Origin of the sequence: Evtepia sp. (assembly GCF_034090835.1) — a bacterium.
In the GTDB taxonomy this organism is placed as follows: domain Bacteria; phylum Bacillota; class Clostridia; order Oscillospirales; family Oscillospiraceae; genus Evtepia.
The window spans coordinates 33,590-60,320 of record NZ_JAXDRS010000053.1 but is presented as its reverse complement, the minus strand read 5'-3'; the positions used below and the strand labels follow the sequence as shown (position 1 = coordinate 60,320).

The window sequence follows — 26,731 nt, the reverse complement described above, 5'->3', positions numbered from 1 at the left end:
TCAAATCATGTTATTGAGCTAATCTCTTAGCTTCAAAGAAAATTAACGTCGTCCCACAAAGCTTTTAAGCTTCATGGACAACTTAATGTCCGTTTTGGTGCTTCGTGTTTTGTCTTACGTTGTTTAATTTACAAGGTGCACGCCGTTAACTCCGGGTGGAACTTCATGTTATCACATCTCGTTCCGTTTGTCAAGAACTTTTTTCAAGTTCTTTTGTTTGACCCCTTTCGTGTCCCGTCGTTCGCGACAGCTTGGATATAATACCACCCTTCTCCCCAGATGTCAACCCCTTTTTCAAAATTTTTTTGATTTTCTTTTTCCCGGCTCCAGAACCACAGCAAACACACCAGAATCCCTCCGGCGATCAGGTTTCCAACGGGCAGGACATAACCTGACAGCACCTGGTTCCAGAACCACACAGGAAGGGTCAGCAGAAACACCAGTCCGGTCAGGCACCAGCCCATCCTCTTATTCTCCTTTCGGCCAAGGACCAGGGCCAGCAGACGCCGCAGGCTCAGCAGCAGCATACCCAGCAGGGCAGCGTCCCCCAGCACCCACAGAGAGGAAACCAACTCTTCCAGCCGCTGGAACGCCCCTTCAAACCCCAGCCCTGATACCATTTGAAAGAAGGGCCGGTTGATGTGTCCGGTGAGTTCCGCCCCCAGCCGGCCCAGCACCAGGAGGAGGGCCACGGTGAGCAGAAGGAAGATCCCTGCCAGCCGAAGCAGCCCATTGCGCCGCCCTTTTGCCTCCGGTCTCACATCTCCTATTAAGAATAAGAGGTAACAACCCGCCGCCAGCGTTCCTGCTGTGGAAAGGCTCCCCACCGGCACCTGGGCCAGTTCCTCCATGCGCCACAGGATCACATGGTCCCACTGAAGGTGAAACATCCCAAAGAAAACAATCAGGGCAAAGGCAAATCCAATGGCCAGAGCGAAGATCTCACAGGCTCGGGCAAAGGCGGGCAGTCCGCCGGCGGCCAGCCACCCCGCCAGCAGCAGGGCCACCGCCGCCAGGAGTTCCGGGGAAGCCCGCAGGGAGTCAGAGAGCCGGGTGCCGATCGTACCCCGTGGGCTGTCGTCACCACCACGCCCCACAGCAGGAATCCAGCAGCCATCCACCGGACCCCTGCCTTTCCCATCCGCCGGGAGAGCCAATCCCCCAGCTGTCCTCGGCCCAGCAGAGGCTTCCGGCTGACCAGGGCGGCAATCCCAACCCCGACCAGGCCAGCCAGCAGGGGGCACAGCCAGGCAGCGCCTCCCGCCTGCCAGAGACGGCCAGGCAGCCGTTCCGTTCCCAAGGGGAACAGAACCAGAAACGCAATCGTCATAAGCTGCGTCACCGAAATTTTTCCTTTTTCCATTGCGGTCCCTCCTGACTGCCCGTCTCTACTGCCGCTCTGCGATGGTAATGGTCACGGAAACCTCCGCCTCCAGATCAGGGAAGGCCTCCTCCCACTGGCTGGACAGCCGCTGCCACTGAAGGGGCCAGTTCAGCCCGGCCCGTTCCTTCAGGCCGGCTCCGTCGGTCCCCGCCCGCTGCATCACAGCCAACGCCTCTTCCATGGCTCGGGCGGTTTCCTGTTCTAATACATGGGTGTCTTCCACGCCGTCCCATCCGCCGGTGGCCACCCCTTCCAGCCCGCAGTGGATGGAAAGGCCCGTGAGGGTCCCTTCCTGGAACAGGGGGACCACCCGGCAGCCGGTACTTTGCAGGGACATGGAGCCCTTTCCCAAAGACCCGGTCCAATGGACCCGGTCCCCTTTTAAAAGGGAAGCCCCCAAGGCGCTGGACCCGGTGAGCCACTCCAGCACCTCACCCTTCCGGTATAACGCCAGGCCCAGATAGGACAGCCCCTGCTCACTCTCCTCCAACCCGGGGATCAGCAGCGCCTCTCCCCCTGCCAGGGCAGAGGCCGCCTCCCGCAAGGTCACCGGAGAAAACCTCGCCCGATCCTTTCCGGCGGCTTTCAGCACGCTCATCCGCCGGGCCGGGTCCGAGTCTCCCGAGAAACTTCCCGCCAGGGAATTTCCCCGGACCATCCAAAGCTGGGTCTCCGTACTCTGCTGGGGAACCTGAAAGGCATAGCTCAGAACCTCCGGCAAGGCCTCTGCCCCATTCTCTGTTAAGAGGAGGTGCTCCACGTGGGCGCAGCTTACGATCCGGTCGCCGCTGCTGGTGAGGGCCTCCACGGCGGCAGCGGTGGTCTCTCCCCAGCTGCGGTACATGGCGGGGTCTTCCCCCTCCCGACCTTCCGCTGCGGCAAAAATCTGAATCCCATCCTGCTTGGGTTCCACTCCCAGCACGCCAACAATGGCTGTGCTCCCCGCTTCCCGGCTTTGGGGCGTCCCAGCGCAGCCGCTGAGCAGCAGGAGCAAACAGCCCAGAAAGAACCATCCTTTTCTCATACCTGTCTCCTTTTGTTTTGGGTGCGCAGGGCGCTCTCCCTGAACTTCACCCAGGCCAGGGGCCAGCGGATGACCCCGTGCCCTCGCTTCCGCTCGCCTCCGGCGGCGGCAAAGGGGGTGAGGTAGGGGGTACCAAAGCTCTCCAGCTGGGCCAGTCGGCCCACCAGCACGGCCGCAGCGGCCGTCACCCCGAAGAGGCCTCCGATGCTGGCGGCGATCACCAACCCAAAGCGCCAGATCCGCAGGGCCGCGGAAAATTCCTGGCTGGGGATGGTGTACCCACTGATGCCCGCAATGGCTACTACAATAAGAACCACCGGGGAGACGATCTGGGCCTCCACCGCAGCCGACCCCACCACCAGGCCGCCCAGGATGGACACAGTCTGTCCAATGGGACCGGGGAGCCGTAGTCCTGCCTCCTGCACCACCTCAAAGGCCAATAAGAGGATCAAAACCTCAAAGACCGTAGAGAAAGGCACGTTGGTCTTGGCCTCAGAAATGGACCAGGCCAGCCGGGCCGGGATCATCTCCGGGCGGAAGTTCACCGCCGCCACATACCAGGCAGGGAGAAACACGGAGCCCAGCATACAGAGGTAGCGGAGCACCGCCAGACAGGAGGCGGCGATCCAGTTCTGAGACCGATCCTGTCCGGTACGGAAGAAGAACCCCACCGTCCCCGGCAGCAGGTAGCCCAGAGGGATGCCGTCGATCATCAGCCCCACCCGGCCCTCTACCAGCCCCGCGCAGAAGCGGTCCGGCCGCTGGGTATAGGCCGCCATGGGGAAGGCGGTGTTCACCTCATCTACAATGAGTTCCTCCACGGCAGCGGTCTGGAAGAGTTCGTCGGTGTCGATGCGCTCCACCCGCCGTTTCACTTCCGCCACCAGGTCAGGGTTGGCGATGCCGTCCAGATAGAGGATGTCCACAGGCGTCACGCTCTGCCGCCCGGCGATCACCTCGGATATCTTCAGCTCCGGGGCCCGGAGCCGCCGCCGGACCAGGGAGGTGTTGGTACGCAGGGACTCCACAAAGGAGTCCTTAGCCCCCTTGATGGAGGGTTCGTTCTCCGGGTCGCGGACCGTCCGTTTTTCCTCGGTGACCGCCCAGTAGGAGATCATCTTCCCCTGGCCGGGGAAATCAAAGACCACGCTGCCGTCCACCAGAGCAAAGGCCGCCTGGTCCAGCGTGGTGCAGACCTTGACGCTGCGGGTATACACCACCCCTTCCACCATCATGCGGAAGGCAGCCTCCGGCGAGGCCTCCCGCAGCAGGGGGTTGGTGGTCAGCGGCCGGAGCACATAGTCGCTCATCCGCTCGGGACGGATCTGCCCCGAGATGGAAAAGGCGGTGATCTTCTTTTCCGGGTCGCCTCCGATGAGCACTTCCCGCTCCTCAAAGTCCACGCAGTCCCGGAAAATGTAACGGATATAGTCGGCAGTCAGCTCCCCCTCAAACCGGGTCTCCTGCCTGGGATGGGGCGGGATCTCCTCCCCTTTCGGTCCGATCCAACCCATGGGCCGGCCTCCTCTCCTTTCGTTGCTGCCTCATAGTATGAACCGCTTCCCGCCGGCTTATACCCGGCCCCGCCCCTTGACTTATCCTTGTCCCATGATAAAATAGAGAGAACATTTCCCCGGCTTGTCCCCGGTTTTTTCTGGGGATCTTCAGCCATCCACCCCCCGAACCGGCCTCTGTGCACCAAGGGAACAGGGCCGAAGAAAGGAGTATTTCTCATGAAAAAAGTTGCTTCGCTGCTTCTGGCGGTCGTTATGGCGCTGACCCTCTCGGTCCCCGCCCTGGCGGCAGACCCGGAGGAAGCCCAGTATTCTGCCATGCTGCTGTACAACATGGGCCTTTTCCAGGGCGGCCAGTCCAATCCCGACGGCTCCCCTCAGTTTGAGCTGGATCGTGCCCCCACCCGGGCAGAAGCCATCACCGTGCTGGTGCGGCTCATGGGGGCGGAAAAGACCGCCCTGTCCCAGACCTGGTCCACCCCCTTTGTGGACGTGCCCAAGTGGGCCCAGCCTTACGTGGGTTACGCCTACCACATGGGCTACACCGACGGCGTGGACGCCACCCACTTTGACTCCAACGCCCCTGCCGGGGCGCAGCACTTCCTGACCTTCCTGCTGCGGGCCCTGGACTATAAGGACAACGCAGACTTTGTCTGGACCTCTCCCTGGACCCTCACCGACCAGCTGGGCATCACCCACGGGGAGTACAGCGCCACCGCCCCCTTCCTGCGGGGAGACGTGACGGTCACCTCGGTGAACGCCTTGTACGTCCCCAAGAAGGGCAGCGACCAGACCCTGCTGGAGCACCTGGCCGCCTCCGGCGCCATCACCGGCAGCACCGCTGTCATCTGGGACTACAGCGCCCTGTCCTTCCTGACGGACTTCGCCTCCTTCCTGTTCTTCCCGGTGAGCGGCAGCCCCGCCTCCTTTGTCTCCTTTGAGGTGGACAAGGTCACGGTGAACGGTCTGTCCTGCGACACCATGCAGCTGACCAACCCCGACGACGTGGCCGCCTATCTGGCCTCTATCGGATATAATGTGGGCGGTTTCGGTTACATTGAGGTCACCTACGACCAGAGCGCCGCAGAGGCCGCTGCCACCGAGTACTACACCGACGACCAGGGGAACACCTATCCCCTGCTGGGCTTCTCCTTCTCCTACACTGCCACCCAGGCGGACGGCAGCAAGGTCAAGGGGTCCTTCACCGACTACTATTACATTGACGAGGTGCAGAGAGCCCGTCCTGTATAATGCGCTTACCACCGTATGGCAAACGCCCGGTTCAGCACAGCTGAACCGGGCGTTTTTCAGTGGTAGGCCACCTCCTTTTCCTGGGCAGCGGGAACCGCTTCCTCCAGTTTCCTTTTCTTTCTCCAGCCCCGCAGGGCTTTTTCTCCTTCGCAGACCAGCAAGGGGGTGAGGGCCAAGCCCATCACGATACCCCAGCAGGTCCCCTCCATGGGCGCCGTACCAAAGGCCCCCTGGAGAGGCGGCAGAAGCAGGACCGCCAGCTGAAGGGCTGCCCCTGCCAGAAAGGCTTTGTTCATAGCCTTGTTGGAGAAGAACCCCAAACGGAAGAGAGTCACCTCCTGGCTGCGCACGTCAAAGGCGTGGAAGAGCTGGCTGAAAGTCAGGGTGGCGAAGGCCATGGTGTTGGCCACCCCATAGCCCGCCCCCATGGACAGGCCCAGTCCGTAGGCCAGCAGGGTCAGTCCTCCCACCAGGCAGCCCTGCCAGGCCAGCCGGAAGGAAAAGGCCCGGGAAAACAGCGGCTCCTCCCGCTTTCTGGGGGGCTTGGTCATAAGGGTTTTCTCCACCGGTTCCATGCCCAGGGCCAGGGCCGGCAGGGAATCGGTCACCAGATTCAGCCACAGCAGCTGCACCGGGGTCAGAGGCGCATGGGGAAAGTAGAGCAGGGTGGCCAGAAAGATGGTGAGGATCTCTCCAATGTTGCAGGAGAGCAGGTAGTGGATGGCCTTCCGGATATTGGCATAGATGCCTCGTCCCTGCTCCACTGCCTCCACCACCGTGGCAAAGTTGTCGTCGGTGAGGATCATATCCGCCGCCCCTTTGGCCACGTCCGTCCCGGTCTTTCCCATGGCGCAGCCGATGTCGGCGGCTTTCAGGGCAGGGGCGTCGTTGACTCCGTCCCCGGTCATGGCCACCACATGGCCCTTCTTCTGCCAGGCCTGCACGATGCGCATTTTGTGCTCCGGGGTCACCCGGGCAAAGACGGAAAATTGCGTGATCTCCTCTTCCAGGGTCTCCTGGGGTAAAAAGTCCAGGCCGGGGCCGTCAATGGCCTTGTCCCCAGGCCGGTGGATGCCCAGCTCCCGGGCAATGGCCACCGCCGTGTCCTTGTGGTCGCCGGTGATCATCACCGGGCGGATGCCCGCCCCGGCGCACCGCTCCACCGCCGGCCAGACCTCCGGCCGGGGCGGGTCCATCATGCCGATGAGCCCCACAAAGGTGAGCTCCCGTTCCAGCTCCTGGGGGGACCAGTCCGCGGGATGTCCTTTCTGGCGGCGTTCCGCCACCGCCAGCACCCGCAGGGCACCGGCGGCCAGCCGGCTGTTTTCCTCCAGGATCCGACGCTTGTCCCCCGCCTGCAAGGGCTGGGGACCATTGGGACCCAGAATATGAGTGCACCGGGCCAGCACCGCCTCCGGGGCCCCCTTGACGGCAATGAGGCTGTCTCCCCCGGGAAGGCTGTGGCAGGTGGCCATCCGCTTGCGCCCTGAGTCAAAGGGGGCTTCCCCCCGGCGGGGCAGGTCCCGGACCAGCTTCTCCTTTTGCACCCCCTCCTGCCGGGCCTTTTGGACCAGGGCAATTTCTGTGGGGTCCCCTGCCCAGCTTCCGTCCTCCCGCCGGAAGGCGTCGCTGCACAGGGCCCCCAGGGTCAAGATACGAAGTTTTCGGGCGCTCTCCCGGGGCCAGAGTTCCATCACTGTCATCTGGTTCTTGGTGAGGGTGCCGGTCTTGTCCGAGCAGATCACCGAGGCGCACCCCAGGGTCTCCACCGCAGGCAGCCGTTTGATAATGGCGTTGCGGCGAGCCATACGGCTCACCCCAATGGCCAACACGATGGTCACCACGGCGGGCAGCCCCTCCGGGATGGCCGCCACCGCCAGGGCAACCGCCGTGAGGAACATCCCCAGAATATCCCGGTGCTGGAGCATACCCAACCCGAACATCACGGCGCACACCCCCACGCACACAAAGGAGAGCACCTTGGAGACCTCCCCCATTTTCTGCTGCAAGGGGGTGTCTCCGGCGTTCTGGGCCAGCAGCAGCCCGGCGATCCGCCCCATTTCCGTGGCCATGCCCGTGGCGGTCACCACCACTTTGCCCCGTCCGGCGGTGATGACGGTGCCGCCGATCACCATATTTTTCCGCTCGGCCAGGGGGGTATCTTGAGGTAGCCCCCCGCCGCTGCGTTTATGGACCGGGAGGGACTCTCCCGTCATGGCGGACTCGTCCGCCTGGAGGCCCGCCTCCCACAGGATGCGTCCGTCAGCGGGGACATAGTCCCCGGCCTCCAGGAGGATCACATCCCCGGGCACCAGCTGGCTGGTCTCCAGCCGCTCCTCTGTTCCGTCCCGCAGCACCCTGGCCCGGGGGGCCGAGAGGTCCCGCAGGGCCTCCAGGGCCTTCCGGGCGTTGTCCTCCTGGGATACAGACAAAACGGTGTTAAACAGAACGATGAGTAAAATGATCCCTGCGTCCAGCCAGTCCTCCCTGCCTCCGGCAAAAAAGGACAAAGCGGCAGCGGCCAGCAGCACCAGGATCATAGGGTCTTTCAGCTGGCCCAGGACCCGGCGTAGCAGGCCGGCCTGTTTTCCCTCTTCCAGTCGGTTTTCCCCGTATTGCTCCAGGCGCCGGGCCGCCTCTGCGGCGGTCAGTCCCCGGTCGGGATGGGCGCTGAGAAGTTCCAGCACCTGGCGCAGGGTGTCACAGTGAAAGGCGTGCTCCATATTGCTCCCTCTTTTCCGTCCGTGTCTCCTTGGTTTCCTTGATCTTACCCGAAACCGGGCGGCAAACCTGTCAGATCCTGGGAGAGAGGAAAATTTTTCCTTTCCGGCAGGAAGAAAGCGCCGCACCCCTCTGGGTGCGGCGCGTTGGTGGTCAATCATTGGAAGTTATTCCGCAGGGGCGTCCTGACCGGACTCCCCGCCCCCTTCCTGGTCCTTGGCGGTGTCGTTGGAGGTCTGCTGATCCTGGTCCTGGGTCTGGCCCTGGTCCTGGGTCTGGGTGTCCCCCTGGGTGCCGCTCTGGCCCTGGCTGTCCTGTCCGGAGGTCTCCTCCTGGGCGGACTCAGTGGGATAGAGGCTGTTGCGGTACTCGGTGAGCTTGGTGTAGAAATCGTCCACGCTCAGGTTGTCGTAGGTCTCGGTGGTCTCCACCTTGGCCTCCTCCACCCACTTGGTGGTGACCTCGTTCATCTTGGCGGTCTCCCAGGAAACCTGGAGGGCCTCCGAGGTGCCGGGGTCCAGACGGAGGATGATGTGGTAGCCGTAGTCGCTCTCCACTACGTCGCTGACCTGGCCGGGCTGGAGGTTCTTGGTGGCGGTCTCAAACTCTTCCACCATCTGGCCGGTGGTGAAGGCATAGCCGTTGGGGTTGGTGGCCAGGCCGGTGTCCTCGCTGTTGGCGTTCATGAGCTCGTCGAACTTGGCTTCCAGCTGGGCGGGGTCGGTGACGGCCTTCAGCTGGGCCAGCAGCTCGTCTGCCTTGGCCTTCTTCTCGGCCTTCAGCTCGTCAGAGAGGGTCTGGCCGGTGGTGGGGTCCTTGGTGAGCAGCAGGATGTGCTTGGCGCACAGGATGCCCTCGTCCTGGGCGTACTTGGCCAGCTCTTCCTTGCTGATGGCGTACTCGCCGCCCTCCCGGCACAGGCCCTGGGTCATGTGGGCGTAGACCACGCCCACCTTGCTCAGTTCCAGGAAGCCCTCGGGGGTCTGGCACATGCTCTTGAGCCACTTATCGTACTCTTCCTTGCCGCCCAGTCTCTCCTGGGCCTTGGCCAGCTCGGCGTCGTAGTCCTTCTGGTCGTCCTTGGTGAACTCATAGCCCTTTTCCTTGGCCTGGGCCGTCACCACGCTGTACATGATGGCGGTGCTCTGGGCCTTCTGCTTCATCACGTCGCCCACAGGGGTGCTGCCCCCCATGGTGGTGGACCAGTCCACGTCGGTGCCCATGGCGCTGAAATAGGGGGCCACCTGATCACACTCCTGGGCCAGCCAGAAGAAGTAGTCTCTGGCGGTGACGTCCTTTCCGTTCACGGTGAAGAGAACCGTGGAGCTGGGGTAACCCATGACTTTCTCTATGGGATCTTCCTTGCTGCCGCAGCCGCTGAGCAGGCCGGCCACCATCACCAGGGACAGTGCGCCGCCCAGGATCCTGCGCATGGTTTTTTTCATGGTTACAATCTCCTTTTGGTATCAAGATGCGTTCTTCCCCTCCAGGGGACGAAGGCAGCCGGGCCCGGGTGGTTTCTCCCCCGGCCGATGCCTGTAATTTGTTATTGTAGCATGATTCCCCCGGTCTGACAACCATTTTCCCCATTTCCGCCCCGGTCCGCAGGGGGAAGCCGGGGGAAAACAGCCACAGAAAGGAAGCCGAACTCCTGAAATATTTGGCGACAAATTTGTGGAAAAGTAGATGCAAAACTGCGTTTTATTTGTTATAATGATGCTACGAGAGAGACTCTGTCCCCGGGACAGAGCAGGCACCGAACCTGTTTGAATCTAATTTAAAATCGAGAGGGATGTAACGATGATCGCACATGGTAAGGATCTGAAGATTTTCTGTGGTAACTCCAACAGAGCCCTGGCAGAGGCCATCTGCCGGGAACTCCGCCTGCCTCTGGGCAACTTAGAGTGCGGAACCTTCTCCGACGGAGAATGTTTCGTTTCCATCTATGAGACCGTCCGCGGCTCGGACGTATTCGTAATCCAGTCCACCTGTTCCCCGGTGAACGACAACCTGATGGAGCTGCTGGTGATGATCGACGCCTTCAAGCGCGCTTCCGCCGGCCGCATCACCGCCGTCATTCCCTACTTCGGCTACGCCCGGCAGGACCGTAAGGCCAAGCCCCGCGATCCCATCTCCGCCAAGCTGGTGGCCAACATGCTCACCACCGCCGGCGCCGACCGGGTCCTCACCATGGACCTCCACGCCGCCCAGATCCAGGGCTTCTTCGATATCCCCGTGGATAACCTCCTGGGCAGCCCCCTCTTCGTGGACTATATGAAGAAGCGCTTCGGCGACGACACCGACAACACCATGGTGGTCTCCCCCGACGTGGGCTCCGTCACCCGGGCCCGGGCCTTCGCCCAGAAGCTGGGCATGAGCATGGCCATCGTGGACAAGCGCCGCCAGAAGGCCAACTCCTCCGAGGTCATGAACATCATCGGCGACGTCAGAGGCAAGCGGGTCATCCTCCTGGACGATATGGTGGACACCGCCGGGTCCCTGTGCGGCGCAGCCAAGGCTCTGGTGGAGCTGGGCGGCGCTACCGAGGTCTTCGCCTGTGCCTCTCACGGCGTGCTCTCCGGCCCCGCCCTCCAGCGCATCGAAGAGAGCCCCATCAAGGAGGTCCTCTTCCTCGACACCATTCCCGCCAAAGAGGGCTGCAAGTGTGATAAGATCAAGTATCTCTCCGCTGCGCCCATGCTGGCCGACGCCATCAGCTTCATCTATCACGAAGACTCTGTGTCCCGGCTGTTCGTGTAATCCTTTTCAACATCCTGTATATTCTGGAGGCGGAGCAAAGCTCCGCCTCTTCTGTCTGTGAGGTACTCTATGTTTTTTTCCTTTCATCGGGCCGGCCCTGTCCAGTGGCTGGTGGTAGGGCTGGGCAACCCCGGCCCCAAGTACGAGTGGACCCGCCACAACATGGGCTTTCTGGTGGTGGATGAGCTGGCAGAGCGGCGGAACATCCCGGTGCAGCGGCTCAAGTACAAGGCGCTCACCAACACCGCCCTCATCGGCGGCCAGTCCGTCCTCCTCATGAAGCCCACCACCTACATGAACCTCTCCGGAGAGTCCGTGGGCCAGGCCGCCCGGTTTTATAAGATCCCCCCGGAGCGGGTGCTGGTGCTCTCCGACGACGTATCCCTGCCCCAGGGCAAGCTCCGGGTGCGCCGCAGCGGCTCCGCCGGCGGCCACAACGGCCTGAAAAACATCATCGCCCACCTGGGCACCGATCAGTTCCCCCGCATCAAGATCGGCGTGGGGGGCAAACCCCATCCCGACAGCGACATGGCCGACTGGGTCCTGGGGAAGTTCACCGGCCAGGACAAAACGGTGATGGAAGAGGCCATCGTCCGGGCCGCCGACGCCGTGACCTGCCTGCTGGAGCAGGGGGTTGAAAAGGCCATGGCCAAGTATAACGGATAAGATCCCCTTGGAAAGGAGTCCCTTCATGTCATCCACAGCCCCTACCCTTCTCCCCCGGCTGCTCTCCCGGCTGCGGGACTATCCCCTGCTGCTGGACGCCCTGCGGGAGGGCAAAAGCCCCGCCGCCCTGGCCGGCCTGGCCGCCATCCACCGGGCCCATATGGCCGCCGCCCTTCACCAGGACACCGGGCGGCCCCTGGCTGCGGTCTGCGCCGACGAGGGGGAGGCCCACCGGCTGGCAGGGGACCTGGCCGCCCTCACCGGGCAGCCGGTCCCAGTCCTGCCTGCCCGGGAGTTCCGCTTCCACCCCGGGACCTCCTCCCGCCAGTGGGAGCACCAGCGGCTGGCTCTGTTCTCCGCCCTGCTGGAGGACCGGTGCCCCCTGGTGGTGGTGACCATTGAGGGGCTCCTGCAGCGCACCCTGTCCCCCCGGCAGTTCCGGGAGGCCTGCCTTTCCCTCTCTCTGGGGGGCACCGCCCAGCCCGACCAGCTGGCAGAGACCCTGGTCACCATGGGGTACACCCGCTGCGACCAGGTGGAGGGGGTGGGCCAGTTCGCCCTGCGGGGCGGCATCCTGGACATCTACACCCCCGGTCTGGACCTGCCGGTGCGGATGGAGTTCTGGGGGGATGAGATCGACTCCATGGGGCTCTTTGACCCGGTGACCCAGCGGCGGACGGCGCAGACCGAGTCCTGCGCCATTCTCCCCGCCGGAGAAGTCCTGCTGCCTGCAGGGGCAGACCCGGCCCAGCCGCCGGATCTGCTGCTTCCCCAGTGCAGCCCCCAGCTGGCCACCGCCGCAGACTATTTCCCGGACCACACCCTGGTGGCCCTGTGTGATACCCCCCGCATCGCCGACCGAGCCAAGCACTACCTGTGGCAGCTGGGGGAGGATGTGACCACCCTGCAGGAGCAGGGCCTGCTCACCGGCAAGGCCCCCTCCTTTGCCCGGGAGTTTCTGGCCCTGTGCCGGACCCTGGCTCCCAAGGGTCTGGTCTACCTGGATTCCTTCACCACCGGCTCTCTGCCGGTGCCCCCCGCCTTTCTCCATTCCTTTACCGCCCGGCAGCTGGCCGGATACGGCATCCGGTTTGAGTCCCTGGCGGAGGATCTGCGCCAGTACCAGCGGGAGGACTTCTCCGTGGTCATCCTCACCTCCAGCCGCCGGAAGGCAGACGCCCTGCAGGGGATGCTCCGGGAGGAAAAGGTGTACGCCGCCGTGGATGAACTCCTCCACGACCTGCCCCAGCCCGGCCGGATCACCATTGCGGTGGGAGGGCTCTCCGCCGGGTTTGACTATCCCGAGGGCAAGGTGGCCCTGCTCTGCGAGGGGGAAGCCCCCCCGCCCCGGAAGAGCAAGCGATCCTCCGCCCCTTCCACCAGCCGCCAGCGGCTGGAATCCTTCACCGACCTGGCCCCGGGGGACCTGGTGGTCCACGAGCACCACGGCATCGGCCGATTTGTGGGCATGGTGAAGATGACCGTAGAGGGCGCCCAGCGGGACTATATTAAGATCCAGTTTGCCGGGGCGGACGTTCTTTACGTCCCTGCCCTGCAGCTGGACCTGGTCTCCAAATACATTGGCGGCGGGGAAGACTCCCCCCGGCGCCGTCTGTCCAAGTTAGGGGGCAGCGACTGGGAAAAGGCCAAGACCAAGGCCAAAAAGGCCGCCAAGGACATGGCCAAAGGGCTCATCCAGCTCTACGCCCAGCGCCAGCGGCTGGCAGGCTACGCCTTCTCCCCCGACTCCCCCTGGCAGCAGGAGTTTGAGGCCCTCTTCCCCTACCCGGAGACCGACGACCAGCTCCGCTGCGCCGCCGAGATCAAGGGGGACATGGAGCGTCCGGTGCCCATGGACCGTCTGCTGTGCGGGGACGTGGGCTATGGCAAGACCGAGGTAGCCTTCCGGGCGGTGATGAAATGCGTGCTGGAGGGCAAGCAGGCCGCCATTCTGGTGCCTACCACCGTGCTGGCCCAACAGCACTACATGACGGCGGTGAAGCGGTTTTCCCGGTTCCCGGTGACCATCGAGATGATCTCCCGGTTCCGCACCGCCGCCCAGACCAAGGATATTCTCCGCCGCACCGCCGACGGCTCGGTGGATGTGCTCATCGGCACCCACAAGCTCCTGGGCAAAGACATCCGCTTCCACGACCTGGGGCTCCTGGTGGTGGACGAGGAGCAGCGGTTCGGCGTGGGCCATAAAGAAAAGCTCAAGGAGATGGCCCGGCAGGTGGATGTGCTCACCCTGTCCGCCACCCCCATTCCCCGGACTTTGAACATGGCCCTGTCGGGGCTGCGGGATATGTCCACCCTGGAGCAGCCCCCCACCAACCGCCAGCCGGTGCAGACCTACGTGATGGAGCACGACTGGGGGATCCTGGCCGACGCCATCCGGCGGGAGCTGGAACGGGGCGGCCAGGTCTACTATCTGCACAACCGCACAGAGACCATCGACCGGACCGCAGCCAAGCTGCGCTCCCTGCTGGGAGAGGAAGTGCGCATCGCCACCGCCCACGGCAAGATGGACCAGGAGCAGCTGGGAGACATCATGAGCCGGATGACCGACGGGGAACTGGACCTGCTGGTGTGCACCACCATCATCGAGACCGGCATCGACCTGCCCAACGCCAACACCCTTATCATTGAGGACGCCGAGCGCTTCGGCCTGGCCCAGCTCCACCAGCTGCGGGGCCGGGTGGGCCGCTCCACCCGCCGGGCCAGCGCCTATCTGACCTATCGGCCCAGCAAGGTCCTCACCGAGGACCAGTCCAAGCGGCTGTCCGCCATTCGGGAGTACGCCGCCTTCGGCTCCGGCTTTAAGATCGCCATGCGGGACCTGGAGATCCGGGGCGCAGGCAACCTGCTGGGGGCGGAGCAGTCGGGCTTTCTCACCAGCGTGGGATACGACCTGTACCTGCGCCTGCTGGAGGAAGCGGTGCTGGAGGAACAGGGCAAACCGGCGGTCAAACCCAAGGAGTGCTCCGCCGACCTGGCGGTGTCCGCCGCCATTCCCGAGCGCTACATCCCCTCTCCCGAGCAGCGGATGGACCTCTACCGCCGCATGGCCCGCATCCGCACCCAGGAGGAGGCAGACGACATCACCGACGAGCTCATCGACCGGTACGGCGATCCTCCCAGGGGGGTCACCAACCTGGTGGCAGTGGCCCTCCTCCGGGCCAAAGCTGCCGCCTGCGGCATCACCGAGCTGATCCAGAAGGAGGGGCTGCTGCGGTTTTCCCTGCCCAACCCCTCCATCCCTCAGGTGGCCGCCCTGTGCGGTCTGCCCAAGTATCAGGGCCGCCTGCTCTTCTCCGCCGGGGAGAAGCCCCACCTGGCCCTGCGGATGAAAAAGGGGGAGGACGTGCTGAAGCTGGCCGGGGAAGTGGTGCGCGATTTCGCCCAGGCCGAAGCGGATGCCGCCGCACCCCAAGGATAACATTTCCCGGGAAAGACAGCCTTCCTTCCGGCGGGCTGTCTTTCCCTTTTTCTTGCCTTTTGTCCCCGGTCTGGTATAATAAAAATATTATGGCCCGTTTCTATGGAAGGAACCGGCACGCAAAGGAGACAACCACCCATGAACAAAAAGAAAAAGAAGCTTCTGATCGCAGGCATCACCATCCTGGTCCTGGCCTGCATCGTCGGCGGATACTCCCTGGCCTATAAGATGCCCCAGCCCATGATGGACTGCATGAACGGCACCGAGCCCCCCATCACCGGAACGGTGGTCCGCCACACCTTTGACAACCAGACCGATACCTTCACCGTGGAGGACCCCCAGCAGCTGACCGCCGTATGGGATGCCATCCAGACCTCCACCATCCGCTTTGTCCAGGGCCGGGCCATCGCCACCATCCCCAAGGACGGTGCGTTCTATGAGGTCAGCCTTTATTCCTCCCCAGAAGGACAGGAGGACGGCAGCACATATATCTTCGGCATGAACAGCGAAGGCAAGGTCTTTATCGTGGGTTCTTCCTACGCTCTCGTGGGAGAGAGCAGCCTTCTGCCGGCCCTGGAGGACCTTTTCCAGGAGGCTGGGGAAAACTGAGCCGGACCGGGCGTAAAAAACTTGAAAAAGCTGGGGAATTTCTTAAAATACAGTTGATTTTTGAAAGTCTGCCCAGTATAATGTTGCGGTAACTTACTGCTTTGCTTTATTGCAGCAAATTTTTTTTGGAGGTACGATCTGTTATGAGAGACGTATATGTTATCAGCTCCTGCCGTACTGCCGTTGGCACTTTCGGCGGTTCCCTGAAGGATGTCCCCGCTGCTGATCTGGGCGCTGCTGTTATCGCAGAGGCTCTGAAGCGCGGCAACGTGAAGGGCGAGTGGCTGGACGAAGTTATGTTCGGTAACGTTCTGTCCGCAGCTCAGGGCCAGAACGTGGCTCGTCAGTGCATGGTTAAGGCTGGCGTTCCCCTGAAGGTTCCCGCTTACACCGTGAGCATGGTCTGCGGTTCCGGCCTGAAGTCCGTCATCGAGGGCGCTCGCGCCATCCAGTGCGGCGACGCTGACCTGGTGATGTGCGGCGGTACCGAGAACATGTCCGCTGCTCCTTACGCTGTTCCCGCTGCTCGCTGGGGCGCTCGTATGAACGACGGCAAGCTGGTGGACACCATGATCAAGGACGGCCTGTGGGACGCTTATAACAACTATCACATGGGCACCACCGCTGAGAACATCTGCGACATCTGGGGCATCACCCGCGAAGAGCTGGACGAGTTCGGCTACAACTCCCAGCAGAAGGCCATCGCTGCTATCAACTCCGGCCGTTTCGAGGACGAGATCGTTCCCGTTATGGTGAAGAAGAAGAAGGAAATGGTCGAGTTCAAGGTCGACGAGCATCCCAAGGACACCACCCTGGAGAAGATGGCTAAGCTGAAGGGCGCTTTCCCCACCTCCGCTGACGGCTCCCTGGACAAGGTTGTCATGACCTTCGAGGCTGACCACATGACTCCCTCTGACGACAACAAGGGCGTGCAGCGCGTCACCGCCGGCAACGCTTCCGGCATCAACGACGGCGCAGCCGCTATCATCATTGCTTCCGAGGACGCAGTGAAGAAGTACAACCTGAAGCCCCTGTTCAAGGTTGTTTCCTGGGGCCAGGGCGGCGTTGACCCCAAGATCATGGGCACCGGCCCCATCCCCGCTTCCCGCGAGGCTCTGAAGAAGGCCAACCTGACCATCAACGACATGGACCTGGTGGAAGCCAACGAAGCTTTCGCTGCTCAGTCCATCGCTGTGGCTCGTGAGCTGGGCTTCGACATGTCCAAGGTCAACGTCAACGGCGGCGCTATCGCTATCGGCCACCCCGTTGGCTGCTCCGGCGCTCGTATCATCGTCACCCTGCTGCACGAGATGATGAAGCGTCCCGACGCTAAGAAGGGTCTGGCTACCCTGTGCATCGGCGGCGGCCTGGGCGTTGCTGCTATCTTCGAGAAGTGCTGATCCTTCCCGACAGAGAAACTTCATGCATACAACAGCGGCGGTTCTTCGGAACCGCCGCTGTTTTTTTGCTCACTGTGCCTTTGTTCACTGCGCCGCCTGGTCCGGCACGGTGGTGGGAAACTGTACGGTGAGGTTTTCCGCCCGGGCCCAATAGAGCCGGTCGTCTCCGCCGCTCAGGCAGCGGACCTGGCACCAGTTTCCGTTCCGGCCCAGGATCTGCACCGCCCCTGTGAGGGTCTCCACCTGGGTCCCCTCCCGCTTGTCATAGGCCGGGGTCTCCCGGGCCCAGACCTGGTTGCTCTTGCGCACCGCCTCCTCCCGGAAATCCAGCGCTTTGGCAGGGAGCAGACCATACGTGCCGGGGATGCCTCCATAGGGCAGATACACCCGGGCCAGGGCCCGTCCCTGGTCCAGCACCAGGACCAGGTCGTTCTTGTTCATCCGCATCCCCCCGGGGATCTCCATCCACCGGAGGAAGGCCCCATCCTCCCCTGTGGTATAGGAATAGCGGGATTTCAGGGTGGATTCCTCCTTCAGAACCGCCAGTTTCCCGGTGGTCTCCCTGGCGCCGGCGTTCATGTCCACCAAAGACTGGACCTCCTCCTCCAGGGTAAGGGGTTCCTCTTTCTGGCAGGCGCTGCACAGCAGGAGGGCCGCCAGAAGAGCGCCCCCCAGCACCAGGGCGCCTATCCTGTTTCGTTTCATCGGAAAAACTCCTTTCAGAGTGGATCATCTGTTGAGACAGCGCCTTTATTATAAAGTATCTCTCTCCCTTTTGCAAGTAAAGAAAATAGATTCTGCTGTTTTCTTTCCTCCCCCGGCCCGGCGGGCCCTGCCACACCCTCTTCCTATTTATACAAAAGAGGGAGGTCCTTTTCCGTCGGTTTTTTGAACTTTTTCTAAGGTTTGAAAAGAAGGGACCTGCTTCTTGACGGAGCAGGTCAGAGGGGGATATAATACCTGAAATAGGTGTTATCTTTGTTGCGTAACCTATTTTGTATATGTATAAATGATACAACAAACCAGAAAGGGGTATTGTTATGGCAAACGATCGCGTTTATAACTTTTCCGCCGGCCCGTCCATGCTTCCGCTGGAAGTTCTGGAGCGCGCAGGGTCTGAGATCACCAATTACGGCGGCTCCGGCATGTCCGTTATGGAGATGAGCCATCGATCCAAGGTGTTCCAGAAGATTTTCGACGAGACCCAGGAGAAGTTCCGCAAGCTCATGGGCGTACCCGAAGGATACAAAGTGCTCTTCCTTCAGGGCGGCGGCACCATGCAGTTCTCCATGATTCCCCTGAACCTCATCGGCAAAACCGGCAAGGCTGACTACGCTGTCACCGGTCACTTTGCCAACCTGGCCATGAAGGAAGCCAAGAAGTACGGTGAGATCAACATCGCCGCTTCCACCGAGGACCGCAAGCACGTCTATATTCCCTCTCAGGACCAGCTGACCCTCTCTCCCGACGCTTCCTACTTCTATTATTGCTCCAACAACACCATCGAGGGCACCGAGTGGCAGTACGTCCCCGAGACCGGCAGCGTGCCTCTGGTCTGCGATATGTCCTCTGACATCCTCTCCCGCCAGGTCGATGTCTCCAAGTACGGCATCATCTTCGCCGGCGCCCAGAAGAACATGGCCCCCGCCGGCCTCACCGTGGTCATCATCCGGGAGGACCTGGCCGGCGCTCACCTGCCCATCACCCCCGCCATCATGAACTATAAGTCCATGATCGACAAGGACTCCATGTACAACACGCCCCCCTGCTGGTGCATCTACATGCTGGGTCTGGTCTGCGACTGGCTGGAGAGCCAGGGCGGCGTAGCCGGCATGGAAAAGATCAAGCACGCCAAGGCTCAGATGCTCTACGATGTGCTGGACAACTCCAAGCTCTTCACCGTAGCCGCCGAGCCCGGCTCCCGCTCCGATATGAACGTCACCTTCCGTTCCGCTTCCGAAGAGCTGGACGCCAAGTTCGTGGCCGAGTCCGTGAAGCAGGGCTTCACCAACCTGAAGGGCCACCGTTCCGTGGGCGGTATGCGCGCCTCCATCTATAACGCCATGCCCACCGAAGGCGTGGAGAAGCTGTGCGACTTCATCAAGAAGTTCGACAGCGAGAACTAATCCCTTTCCGGCCGGTGCGGCCGAACCCTACTGAATGAAAGGACTGTTTTTCCATGTATCATGTGAAAACCATGAATAAGATCTCCAAGATCGGCCTGGCCGAGCTGGACGATCGCTTTGAGATCAGCGACACCATGGAGCACGAGGACGCCATCCTGGTGCGTTCCGCCAAGCTCCACGACTATGACTTCCCCGCCGAGCTGCAGTGCATCGCCCGCGCTGGCGCCGGTGTCAACAACATCCCTCTGGACCGGGCCGCAGACGCCGGCGTGGTGGTCTTCAACACCCCCGGCGCCAACGCCAACGGCGTGAAGGAGCTCACCATCGCCTCCCTGCTGCTGGCCTCCCGCAAGCTCTCCCAGGGCATCTCCTGGGTGAAGGAGCAGGCTGCTGCCGGCGCCGACGTGGCCGCTGTGGTGGAAAAGAGCAAGTCCGCTTATGTGGGTCCCGAGATCATGGGCAAGACCCTGGGCGTTGTGGGCCTGGGCGCCATTGGCGTTCTGGTGGCCAACGCCGCTGCCGGCATGGGCATGAAGATCGTGGGCTATGACCCCTTCCTGTCCGTGCAGCATGCGCTGAACCTGGTGCCCGGCGTAGAGATCGTGGACACCCTGGAGCAGCTCTACGGCAAAGCCGACTATATCACCCTCCACCTGCCCATGAACCCCCAGACCAAGGGCACCATCAACGCCGATGCCTTCGCTGCCATGAAGGACGGCGTCCGGATCGTGAACCTGGCCCGGGGCGAGCTGGTGGACACCCCCGCTCTGAAGGACGCTATGGCCTCCGGCAAGTGCGCCGCTTACGTCACCGACTTCCCCAACAGCGAGACCGCTGCCATTGAGGGCGTGGTAGCCATCCCCCACCTGGGCGCTTCCACTCCCGAGAGCGAGGACAACTGCGCCATGATGGCTGCCCGCCAGGTCAAGGACTACCTGGATAACGGCAACATTGTAAATTCTGTGAACCTGCCCGTTCTGTCCATGGCCTGGGCTGCCAAGACCCGTGTGTGCGTCATCACCAAGGGTGCTGACGCCGCCGCTGTCACCGCTGCCGTGCCCGGCGCTGTGGCCACCGCCTCCAAGACCAGAGGTGACTATGGCTACTTCCTCATGGACACCAACAACGCTGTAGATCAGGCTGCTGTGGCCGCCGTACCCGGCGTTCTGCGGGTTCGGGTACTCGAAAAATAAGGAGGAACGCACCGATGGCCAACATTCACCCCTCCGCCTGGATCGCCCCAGGCGCATTCATTCGGGGCGATGTGACCTTAGGCGAAAAGGTCAGTATCTGGTATAACGCCGTGCTCCGGGCCGACCAGGAGTCCATCTCCATCGGCAAAGAGAGCAACGTGCAGGATAACTGCGTCATCCACGGTGACGCCGGCAAAAACGTCGTGGTCGGCGAACAGGTCACCGTGGGCCACGGGGCCATTCTCCACGGCTGCACCGTGGAGGACCGCTGCCTCATCGGCATGAACGCCGTGGTCCTGGATGACGCCGTCATCGGCGAAGGCTCCATCGTGGGCGCCGGCGCCGTGGTGGCCGCCGGCACGGTGGTGCCCCCCAGAAGTCTGGTGGTGGGCATCCCCGGCAAGGTAAAGAAAACCCTCACCGACGAGGATGTGGCCTCCAACCTGGAGAACATCGAAGAATACCTTGGCCTTATGACCATAGGGATGGCTGACCCGGCAAACCAGTAACGACCCTGCAGGCATGGGGCGGAGATCCCGCCCCATGCTTTTCTCTATTATACCATGTGAAAGGATGGCGTTCATGCCTTACACCCTTACCCACCCTGACCACCTTCTCCTCACCGGTCCCCAGGGGGAATCCTACTGGGGCGGCAACCAGGACTGGTATCAGGATGTGTGGCAGCGGCGGGCGGGCTGCGGCCCCACCACCGCTGCGGTCCTGCTCTCCTATCTGTCCCGCGCCCACCCCGGTCTGGCGGCCCTGGCGCCCACAGGCCAGGCCACCCAGGCGGCCTTTCTGGCCTACATGGAAGAACTCTGGCCTTACGTCACCCCCGGCGCCCGGGGGCTGGACAAGGCAGAGAGCCTTACCCTGGGGTGCCGGAGCTTCGCCCTCTCCCGGGGGTGTCTGCTGTCTCAGGCGATCCTGGAGATCCCCGCCAAAGAAAAAGGCCCCCGGCCCACCCTCCGGCAATGCCGGGACTTTGTGGCCGCTGCGCTGCAGGCGGACTGTCCCGTCGCCTTTCTGAACTACTCCAACGGCGCGTTAAAAAATCTGGACAGCTGGCACTGGGTCCCCCTCACCGCCATGACCGAGGCGGAGGGGATCTTACTGTGCACCGTGCTGGACGAGGGCGAGGAAAAGGTCATCGACCTGGCGCTCTGGCTGGAGACCAGCACCCTGGGCGGGGCCCTGGCCGCCCTCTTCCCAGAGCCCGATCTGTCCCTTCCGGCAGCACCATCCAAGGAGGCTTCTATGATTCGACTGGCTCTTCCCCAAGATATCGACTCTGTCAACGATACCTACACCGAGCTCCTGCTCCACGAGCAGGAAGCGGGCAGCAACACCAGCTGGCAGCTGAACGTCTACCCCACCCGGGACATCGCCGCCCAGGCCCAGGCCGCCGGAACCCTCTATGTTATGGAGGAGGACGGGACCCTCTGCGCCAGCATGATCCTGAACCATGTCCAGGCGGAGGACTACACCAAGATCCCCTGGCAGTACCCGGCGCAGCCCCAGGAGGTGCTGGTGATCCACACCCTGTGCATCCCGCCCTCCCAGGCCCGGAAAGGGCTGGGCCGGAAGATGGTCCAGTTCGCCCTGGAGAAAGCCAGGGAACTGGGCTGCCGGGTGATCCGGCTGGACACCTCCGCCACCAACAAGCCCGCCGCCCGTCTGTACGAGGGCTTCGGCTTCCGGCTGGCCGGAGAACTGGACACCCTGCATCAGGGGGTCCTGCCCATCACCCTCATTTATTTTGAAAAAGAACTCTAAACAGCAGAACCTCCCCCCGGCCCAGCCGGGGGGAGGTTTTTCTCAGATACTGTCGTGAATGGTTCTATCTGTGGATATCAGAAAAGAAGGCCGTCCCTGTCCATGGGGGCAGCTCATCTGTCGCCTGTTTCTTTTTTCGAGGAGCGGTCCTCTCCCGTCCCTTCTCCTGCGGGAAGAAAGAAGCCCAGCACCCCGAAGAAGGCGCCCAGCAGCAGGAAGGGCAAAACCAGGGGATCGTGCCAGCCTCTGAAGATCAGGGCGATGAGAAGACAGGCGTTGCCCAGCAGCAGCAGTTTGATGGATTTCAGTTTGTCCATAGAACCCTCCTATCCCGTATTTCATGCCCATCGTTCTTGATGGGAGCTTCTTTCAAAATCAGGATAACAAACGTCCCACATCCTGTCAACCATCGTTTGCTCCTTTTGCAGGAAGCCGCCGCTTCCTGTGCATAATAAACCCGCCCCCTGTTCGTATGGAACAGGGGGCGGGGCACGACTTCACCGTTTATTTTTTCATCTTGGTGGCAATGGTCACGCCGCCAATGGCGATGCGGTCCAGGGCGTTGTCGTGGAAGGCCAGGGTAAACTCCTTGTCCTCTCCCAGGACCTCCCGCACGGCGGAACGCATTCCCTCGGCGATGGCGTTGACCTTCTCCTCCTTGATGGGACCGGCCTCGATGTTGGCCACCACCATGTTGTGGTTGCCGGGCTTGCCGTTCTCGTACAGGGTCTCATACTCCTTCACGAAGGTGTAGATGTGGGGGGCCTTCAGCACGGGGCTGCGGCGGCATAGAGCTTCTCCACCAGGGCATCCTTGGTGTTCTGTTCCAGCTTGGGAACATTGACATACATACTGGGCATACTAAGGTTCCTCCTCTGTTTTCCGGGTCTTACAAAAACGCCACAGGGGCGGTTCTGTCATGGGTCAGGAGCGAAAATCGTCCTTCTTCTTCAGCTTGGTCTGGGTGCCGTCCTCTTCCAGGAAGTAGACGTTGTCCAGCTGGGCTTCCAGGCTCCGGCGGATGGCCGCCAGATACTCCTTCCGCAGGGCTGCCTGCTCCTGCTTTTCCTCGGGGGTCAGGCCCACGGACTTACTCTTCCGGGCCAGTTCGTTCAGTCTTGCGATCCGTTCTTCGGTCATACCCGCGTCGTCCTTTCTCGTGATATTGTCAGAGGTATCGTTCCATCTCTAAAATGATGCGTCCCCGTCGGGAGGTCCCTCCCACGGCCTTGAGGACACATTTCCCCAGCCCCCGGCAGGTGAGTACATCTCCTGCCTCCACGGGCTTGTCCGCCTTTTCACAGGGCCGGTGGTTCACCATCACCCGGCCTCCCTTGATCAGCTCCGCCGCCCGGGTCCGGGAGACGGAAAAACCGGAGGAGAGAACGGCATCCAGCCGCAGCGAGGCCACCGTGGCCCGGATCTCTTTGGTCTCTCCCTGGGTGGGAGTGAGGGCGTCCAGCGGAATGGGGGTAAGGGTCACAGGGTAGCGCCCGGCGGTGCTCCACTGGGAGAGCAGAATGGGCAGGGTCTCCCGAAGGACCAGCACCTGGGCGCCGCTCTCCTCCATGAGAATGTCGCCGATCTTTTCCCGGGTCAGGCCCAGGCCCATAAGGGCGCCCAGATAGTCCCGGTGGGTGAGCTTGGCCATGGGGGGAACGGTGACTTGCAGGGCGCACACCGGGCAGTCCTCTCCCTGCTGCCAGGTCTCCTCGTCCAGCCAGTCGGGCAGGAAAGCCCAGAGCTTTCGTTCCGCGTCCGGGTAGCCCCCAAAGAGGACCCCCTGTCCCGGGGCGGCGGCCATGAGCAGGTCAGCGCTCTCCGCCTGCTGGGCCGGAGAGAGAAACCCCGTATGGGTGGGGACGCCCCTCTGCTCCGCCCGCTGCTGCTGATCCAGCACCCGGGCCAGCAGCATCCGGCTCTCCCCATCCCGGGCAAACCGGTCCAGAAGCAGGGTTTTTTTCACCAAAAGGCCCTCCCCTCAAAGAAAATTCATGTGAAAATTAGTATATCCCGTCAATGTGCCTATTGTCAACGGGTTAGACAGCGTTTATAATCGTTTATAATTTCTTACAATCCCATCCGAGGGGAATCCCTCCCGGAGGATGTTTTGCCCAATTCCCACCATAACATTTCCTACGGAGGTAGCGGCTGTGAAGCGAGTTCTGTTCATCTATAATCGTCACGCAGGAAAGAGCAAAACCTGGGCCAGTCTCTCTAACATCATCAACGCCATGACCGAGCAGCAGTGCCTGGTGACCACCTACCCTACCCAATACCGGGGCGACGCCGGGGACGCTGTGGTCCGCTGGGGCAGTCAGTTTGACCAGGTGGTGGTGGCAGGGGGTGACGGCACCCTCAGCGAAGCCATCGCCGGGGCCACCCGGATGCCCGATCCCCCGGTCATTGGCTACATCCCCGTGGGAACCACCAATGACTTCTCCAAAAATCTTCACCTGCCCTCGGATAAGCTCACGGACCTGGCCGTCACCGCCGTGACCGGCGTCCCCAAAGTCCACGACCTGGGGCGGTTCAACGGAAAGTCCTTCCTCTATGTGGCGGCCTTCGGGGCCTTTACCGAGGTGGCCTACTCCACCCCCCAGAAGATCAAAAACCTCCTGGGCTACAACGCCTATATGCTGGAGAGCGTCAAAAACCTGCCCTCCATCAAACCCTACCACGTGCGGGTGGAGTACGGAGACGACCAGGTGGTGGAGGGCGACTTCCTCTACGGCATGGTGAGCAACACCACCTCCGTGGGCCGGTTCCGCAACTTCCCCCCCGGCAACCCCGATCTGTCCGACGGCCTGCTGGAAGTCACCCTCATCTCCCCCATCCGGGACGTGAAGGACGTGGAGGAGTTCAGCCGCGCCCTGCTCATGAGCGACCCCTCCATCCTCAACTCCATGCTGACCACCTTTTCCGCCTCCAGGGTGCGCATCACCGGCACGCCCGACCTGACCTGGACCCTGGACGGAGAGGCCGGCGGCACCCACACCACCGCAGAGATCGAAGCCGTCCACCACGCCTACACCATCATCCACGGGAAATAAGCCCCCGAGGACGCCAGCTGGTCCTTGACTCTTTGTTCAATTAGTACTATAATAAACTTACAAAAAGAGCGGCCCATAAGGGTCCTCTGCAAGGAGGTCTTTGTGATGAAAAAAGTTCTGTTACCCGTTGATGGCAGCAAGCGCAGCCTCCGCACCGTGGAAGTGGTCAAGCAGATCTGCTCCCCCGAAGACTGCGAAATCAGTATCGTCAAGGTCGTCAGCGCTCAGCTTTATATCAACTCCATGGATGAGATCAAGCACAACGCAGAAAAGGCCCGCCCTGAGCTGGAAGCCGTGGCCGCCATGCTCCCCGGCTACAAGGTCAAGACCCAGGTCCTGCTGGGCAGCGCCCCCGGGGTGGAGATCGTGGAGTACGCCAAAGAGACCGACACCGATATGATCATCATGACCCGCTCCTCCCGCGGTCCCCTGCGCAAGATGGGCTCCGTGGCCACCTACATCGTCCGCAACGCCTCCTTCCTGGATGTGATCGTCATGCGTGAGGAAAGCGACGAGTGACCCCTTTTTCTTTGCTCCCGTTCCTGGGAGAGGCCCTGTGCCTCTCCCCGGTTTTTTCATCCCATCCTTCCAGAGGCACGCCCCCCTCCCCTCCATTTCGGGGAAATTATTTCGCTATTTTTCCATATTTCATTGACATTGTACCGCTTCTATTGTATACTTTAACCAGAGCCAAGACCACTACATGATTGGAGGTAAAAGATCATGAAAAAGATTTTACTGCCCATCGACGGAAGCCCCCGCAGCCTTCGCACCATTCAGACGGTAAAGCAGATCTACTCTCCTGACGAGGTAGAGATCACCATCCTCTCTGTCATTGGCAGCGCCCCCCGCATCGAGGAACCCGCCGACGAACCGGTGGAGCATCCCCCTGTGGACGAAGACGCAGAAGAGGTCGCTGATCCTCAGGCCGAGGAAAATGCCCGTCTGCTGATGGACTCCTTCGCAAGAATGTTACCCGAGTACAAAGTTGAAATCGTCATGCGCCGCGGCAGCCCTGGCCCCACCATTGTCCACTTCGCCGAGGAAGGAAAGTTCGATTCCATCCTCATGACCCGGTCTTCCAGAGGTCCCATGCAGAAGCTTGGCTCTGTGGCTACGTACATCGTGCGGAACGCCTCCTTTATCACCACCACCGTGCTGCGCGAAGGGTTATGATCTCTTGGGCAAGCCTTTGCCGGCCCCTTGAGACGATGGTTCTTGGATACAGATAATGTTCAGGGGAAAGGCAGCTGCCTTTCCCCTGTTTTCTCTTTTCCCCGGATTCATTGACTTAATGGAAAGCGTATTGTATACTTATGATAGGCGATAAATTAAACTTTCGGAAGGGAGGTCCTCTCAATGAAAAAGGTACTGCTGCCCATTGACGGAAGCGCCCGCAGCCTCCGTACCATTGAAATGGCCAAGCAGCTCTACGCCCCCGGCGACGTCGAGCTCACCATCCTCATAGTCCTGGCTGGTCAGATGCACATTGACGGACACTTTGAAGTAGAACGCCTGCAACGAAAAGCCTATCAGGAGCTGGACACCTTCGCCCAGCTGCTCCAGGGATACGAGGTCAAAACCGTCCTCCTGCGGGGGTCCGCAGGCCCGGAGATCGTCCATTATGCGGAATCCCACCACTTTGACGTGCTCATGATGACCCGGTCCTCCCGCGGTCCCCTGCAAAAGCTGGGGTCCGTGGCCACCTACATCGTCCGCAACGCTCCCTTCTTAAACCTGCTCATTATGCACGAAACCAAAGAATGACCCCGCTGCCCCCGGCTGAGATGGCCGGGGGCAACGATTTGCAAAGAA

At 61.8% G+C, this 26,731-nt stretch carries 25 protein-coding genes; 14 read left to right on the top strand and 11 right to left on the bottom strand.

Annotated features, from left to right (window positions below; genetic code table 11):
* Positions 1 to 203 precede the first annotated feature (203 nt).
* From SOR61_RS09755 to SOR61_RS09740, 4 genes are read right to left on the bottom strand one after another with little or no spacing between them, the layout of a single operon-like run.
* Positions 204 to 1,007: a GerAB/ArcD/ProY family transporter gene (locus tag SOR61_RS09755; RefSeq protein WP_320612471.1), complete on the bottom strand. Its 804-nt coding sequence runs from the start codon at positions 1,005 to 1,007 to the stop codon at positions 204 to 206.
* The gene (locus SOR61_RS09750; protein WP_320612470.1) at positions 905 to 1,363 is read right to left on the bottom strand and encodes a hypothetical protein; all 459 of its coding nucleotides are present in this window, start codon (positions 1,361 to 1,363) and stop codon (positions 905 to 907) included. The genes SOR61_RS09755 and SOR61_RS09750 overlap by 103 nt, the downstream gene beginning before the upstream one ends.
* Before the next feature lie 25 nt (positions 1,364 to 1,388).
* A complete protein-coding gene (locus SOR61_RS09745) occupies positions 1,389 to 2,408 on the bottom strand; it encodes a Ger(x)C family spore germination C-terminal domain-containing protein (RefSeq protein ID WP_320612469.1) in 1,020 nt (339 codons plus the stop codon).
* Entirely contained in the window at positions 2,405 to 3,922 is a 1,518-nt protein-coding gene (locus SOR61_RS09740; RefSeq protein ID WP_320612468.1) for a spore germination protein, read from the bottom strand. The genes SOR61_RS09745 and SOR61_RS09740 overlap by 4 nt, the downstream gene beginning before the upstream one ends.
* Before the next feature lie 219 nt (positions 3,923 to 4,141).
* On the opposite strand from SOR61_RS09740, the gene SOR61_RS09735 reads away from it, so the two are divergent.
* Entirely contained in the window at positions 4,142 to 5,173 is a 1,032-nt protein-coding gene (locus SOR61_RS09735) for a hypothetical protein (RefSeq protein WP_320612467.1), read from the top strand.
* Positions 5,174 to 5,229: 56 nt separating this feature from the next.
* Here the strand turns inward: SOR61_RS09735 and SOR61_RS09730 are convergent, their stop codons facing one another.
* Positions 5,230 to 7,896 (bottom strand): cation-translocating P-type ATPase, encoded by a 2,667-nt coding sequence (locus SOR61_RS09730; RefSeq protein WP_320612466.1) that lies wholly within the window; start codon positions 7,894 to 7,896, stop codon positions 5,230 to 5,232.
* 165 nt (positions 7,897 to 8,061) lie between these two features.
* Positions 8,062 to 9,339 (bottom strand): peptidylprolyl isomerase, encoded by a 1,278-nt coding sequence (locus SOR61_RS09725; RefSeq protein ID WP_320612465.1) that lies wholly within the window; start codon positions 9,337 to 9,339, stop codon positions 8,062 to 8,064.
* Between the two features lie 355 nt (positions 9,340 to 9,694).
* On the opposite strand from SOR61_RS09725, the gene SOR61_RS09720 reads away from it, so the two are divergent.
* The 5 genes from SOR61_RS09720 to SOR61_RS09700 all read left to right on the top strand — a co-directional run bounded on the left by SOR61_RS09720 (position 9,695) and on the right by SOR61_RS09700 (position 16,768).
* On the top strand, positions 9,695 to 10,654 hold the full coding sequence (locus tag SOR61_RS09720) for a ribose-phosphate pyrophosphokinase (RefSeq protein WP_320612464.1): 960 nt from the start codon (positions 9,695 to 9,697) through the stop codon (positions 10,652 to 10,654).
* A 69-nt stretch (positions 10,655 to 10,723) separates the two neighbouring features.
* A complete protein-coding gene (pth, locus tag SOR61_RS09715) occupies positions 10,724 to 11,320 on the top strand; it encodes an aminoacyl-tRNA hydrolase (protein ID WP_320612463.1) in 597 nt (198 codons plus the stop codon).
* A gap of 25 nt (positions 11,321 to 11,345) precedes the next feature.
* On the top strand, positions 11,346 to 14,759 hold the full coding sequence (gene mfd / locus SOR61_RS09710) for a transcription-repair coupling factor (RefSeq protein ID WP_320612462.1): 3,414 nt from the start codon (positions 11,346 to 11,348) through the stop codon (positions 14,757 to 14,759).
* Between the two features lie 138 nt (positions 14,760 to 14,897).
* Positions 14,898 to 15,368, top strand: coding sequence for a hypothetical protein (locus tag SOR61_RS09705; RefSeq protein ID WP_320612461.1), 471 nt, complete (start codon positions 14,898 to 14,900; stop codon positions 15,366 to 15,368).
* A 143-nt stretch (positions 15,369 to 15,511) separates the two neighbouring features.
* Positions 15,512 to 16,768, top strand: coding sequence for an acetyl-CoA C-acetyltransferase (locus tag SOR61_RS09700; RefSeq protein WP_320612460.1), 1,257 nt, complete (start codon positions 15,512 to 15,514; stop codon positions 16,766 to 16,768).
* An 84-nt stretch (positions 16,769 to 16,852) separates the two neighbouring features.
* Here SOR61_RS09700 and SOR61_RS09695 read toward each other — a convergent pair whose 3' ends face one another.
* Positions 16,853 to 17,473 carry a hypothetical protein gene (locus SOR61_RS09695; RefSeq protein WP_320612459.1) on the bottom strand — a complete coding sequence of 207 codons (621 nt, stop codon included), beginning with the start codon at positions 17,471 to 17,473 and terminating at the stop codon, positions 16,853 to 16,855.
* Positions 17,474 to 17,808: 335 nt separating this feature from the next.
* Between SOR61_RS09695 and serC the strand changes: the two genes are divergently transcribed.
* The 4 genes from serC (at position 17,809) to SOR61_RS09675 (ending at position 21,863) form a co-directional block, all read left to right on the top strand.
* Positions 17,809 to 18,894, top strand: a complete 1,086-nt coding sequence (serC, locus tag SOR61_RS09690) for a 3-phosphoserine/phosphohydroxythreonine transaminase (RefSeq protein WP_320612458.1) — start codon at positions 17,809 to 17,811, stop codon at positions 18,892 to 18,894.
* Between the two features lie 53 nt (positions 18,895 to 18,947).
* Positions 18,948 to 20,087, top strand: a complete 1,140-nt coding sequence (locus SOR61_RS09685) for a 3-phosphoglycerate dehydrogenase (protein ID WP_320612457.1) — start codon at positions 18,948 to 18,950, stop codon at positions 20,085 to 20,087.
* Positions 20,088 to 20,101: 14 nt separating this feature from the next.
* A complete protein-coding gene (locus tag SOR61_RS09680) occupies positions 20,102 to 20,596 on the top strand; it encodes a gamma carbonic anhydrase family protein (protein ID WP_320612456.1) in 495 nt (164 codons plus the stop codon).
* A 73-nt stretch (positions 20,597 to 20,669) separates the two neighbouring features.
* On the top strand, positions 20,670 to 21,863 hold the full coding sequence (locus SOR61_RS09675; protein ID WP_320612455.1) for a GNAT family N-acetyltransferase: 1,194 nt from the start codon (positions 20,670 to 20,672) through the stop codon (positions 21,861 to 21,863).
* A gap of 113 nt (positions 21,864 to 21,976) precedes the next feature.
* Here the strand turns inward: SOR61_RS09675 and SOR61_RS09670 are convergent, their stop codons facing one another.
* The 4 genes from SOR61_RS09670 to SOR61_RS09655 form a co-directional block, all read right to left on the bottom strand.
* Positions 21,977 to 22,180, bottom strand: a complete 204-nt coding sequence (locus SOR61_RS09670; protein WP_320612454.1) for a hypothetical protein — start codon at positions 22,178 to 22,180, stop codon at positions 21,977 to 21,979.
* A 187-nt stretch (positions 22,181 to 22,367) separates the two neighbouring features.
* Positions 22,368 to 22,637 (bottom strand): hypothetical protein, encoded by a 270-nt coding sequence (locus tag SOR61_RS09665; RefSeq protein ID WP_320612453.1) that lies wholly within the window; start codon positions 22,635 to 22,637, stop codon positions 22,368 to 22,370.
* 150 nt (positions 22,638 to 22,787) lie between these two features.
* Complete coding sequence (locus SOR61_RS09660) at positions 22,788 to 23,003, bottom strand: DUF896 domain-containing protein (protein ID WP_320612452.1); 216 nt, start codon at positions 23,001 to 23,003, stop codon at positions 22,788 to 22,790.
* A 28-nt stretch (positions 23,004 to 23,031) separates the two neighbouring features.
* Positions 23,032 to 23,829 carry a YlmH/Sll1252 family protein gene (locus SOR61_RS09655; protein ID WP_320612451.1) on the bottom strand — a complete coding sequence of 266 codons (798 nt, stop codon included), beginning with the start codon at positions 23,827 to 23,829 and terminating at the stop codon, positions 23,032 to 23,034.
* 187 nt (positions 23,830 to 24,016) lie between these two features.
* On the opposite strand from SOR61_RS09655, the gene SOR61_RS09650 reads away from it, so the two are divergent.
* The 4 genes from SOR61_RS09650 to SOR61_RS09635 all read left to right on the top strand — a co-directional run bounded on the left by SOR61_RS09650 (position 24,017) and on the right by SOR61_RS09635 (position 26,683).
* Complete coding sequence (locus tag SOR61_RS09650; RefSeq protein ID WP_320612450.1) at positions 24,017 to 24,916, top strand: diacylglycerol kinase family protein; 900 nt, start codon at positions 24,017 to 24,019, stop codon at positions 24,914 to 24,916.
* Between the two features lie 105 nt (positions 24,917 to 25,021).
* Positions 25,022 to 25,435, top strand: coding sequence for a universal stress protein (locus tag SOR61_RS09645; RefSeq protein WP_320612449.1), 414 nt, complete (start codon positions 25,022 to 25,024; stop codon positions 25,433 to 25,435).
* 204 nt (positions 25,436 to 25,639) lie between these two features.
* On the top strand, positions 25,640 to 26,092 hold the full coding sequence (locus SOR61_RS09640) for a universal stress protein (protein ID WP_320612448.1): 453 nt from the start codon (positions 25,640 to 25,642) through the stop codon (positions 26,090 to 26,092).
* A 183-nt stretch (positions 26,093 to 26,275) separates the two neighbouring features.
* Positions 26,276 to 26,683, top strand: coding sequence for a universal stress protein (locus SOR61_RS09635; protein ID WP_320612447.1), 408 nt, complete (start codon positions 26,276 to 26,278; stop codon positions 26,681 to 26,683).
* Positions 26,684 to 26,731 lie beyond the last annotated feature (48 nt).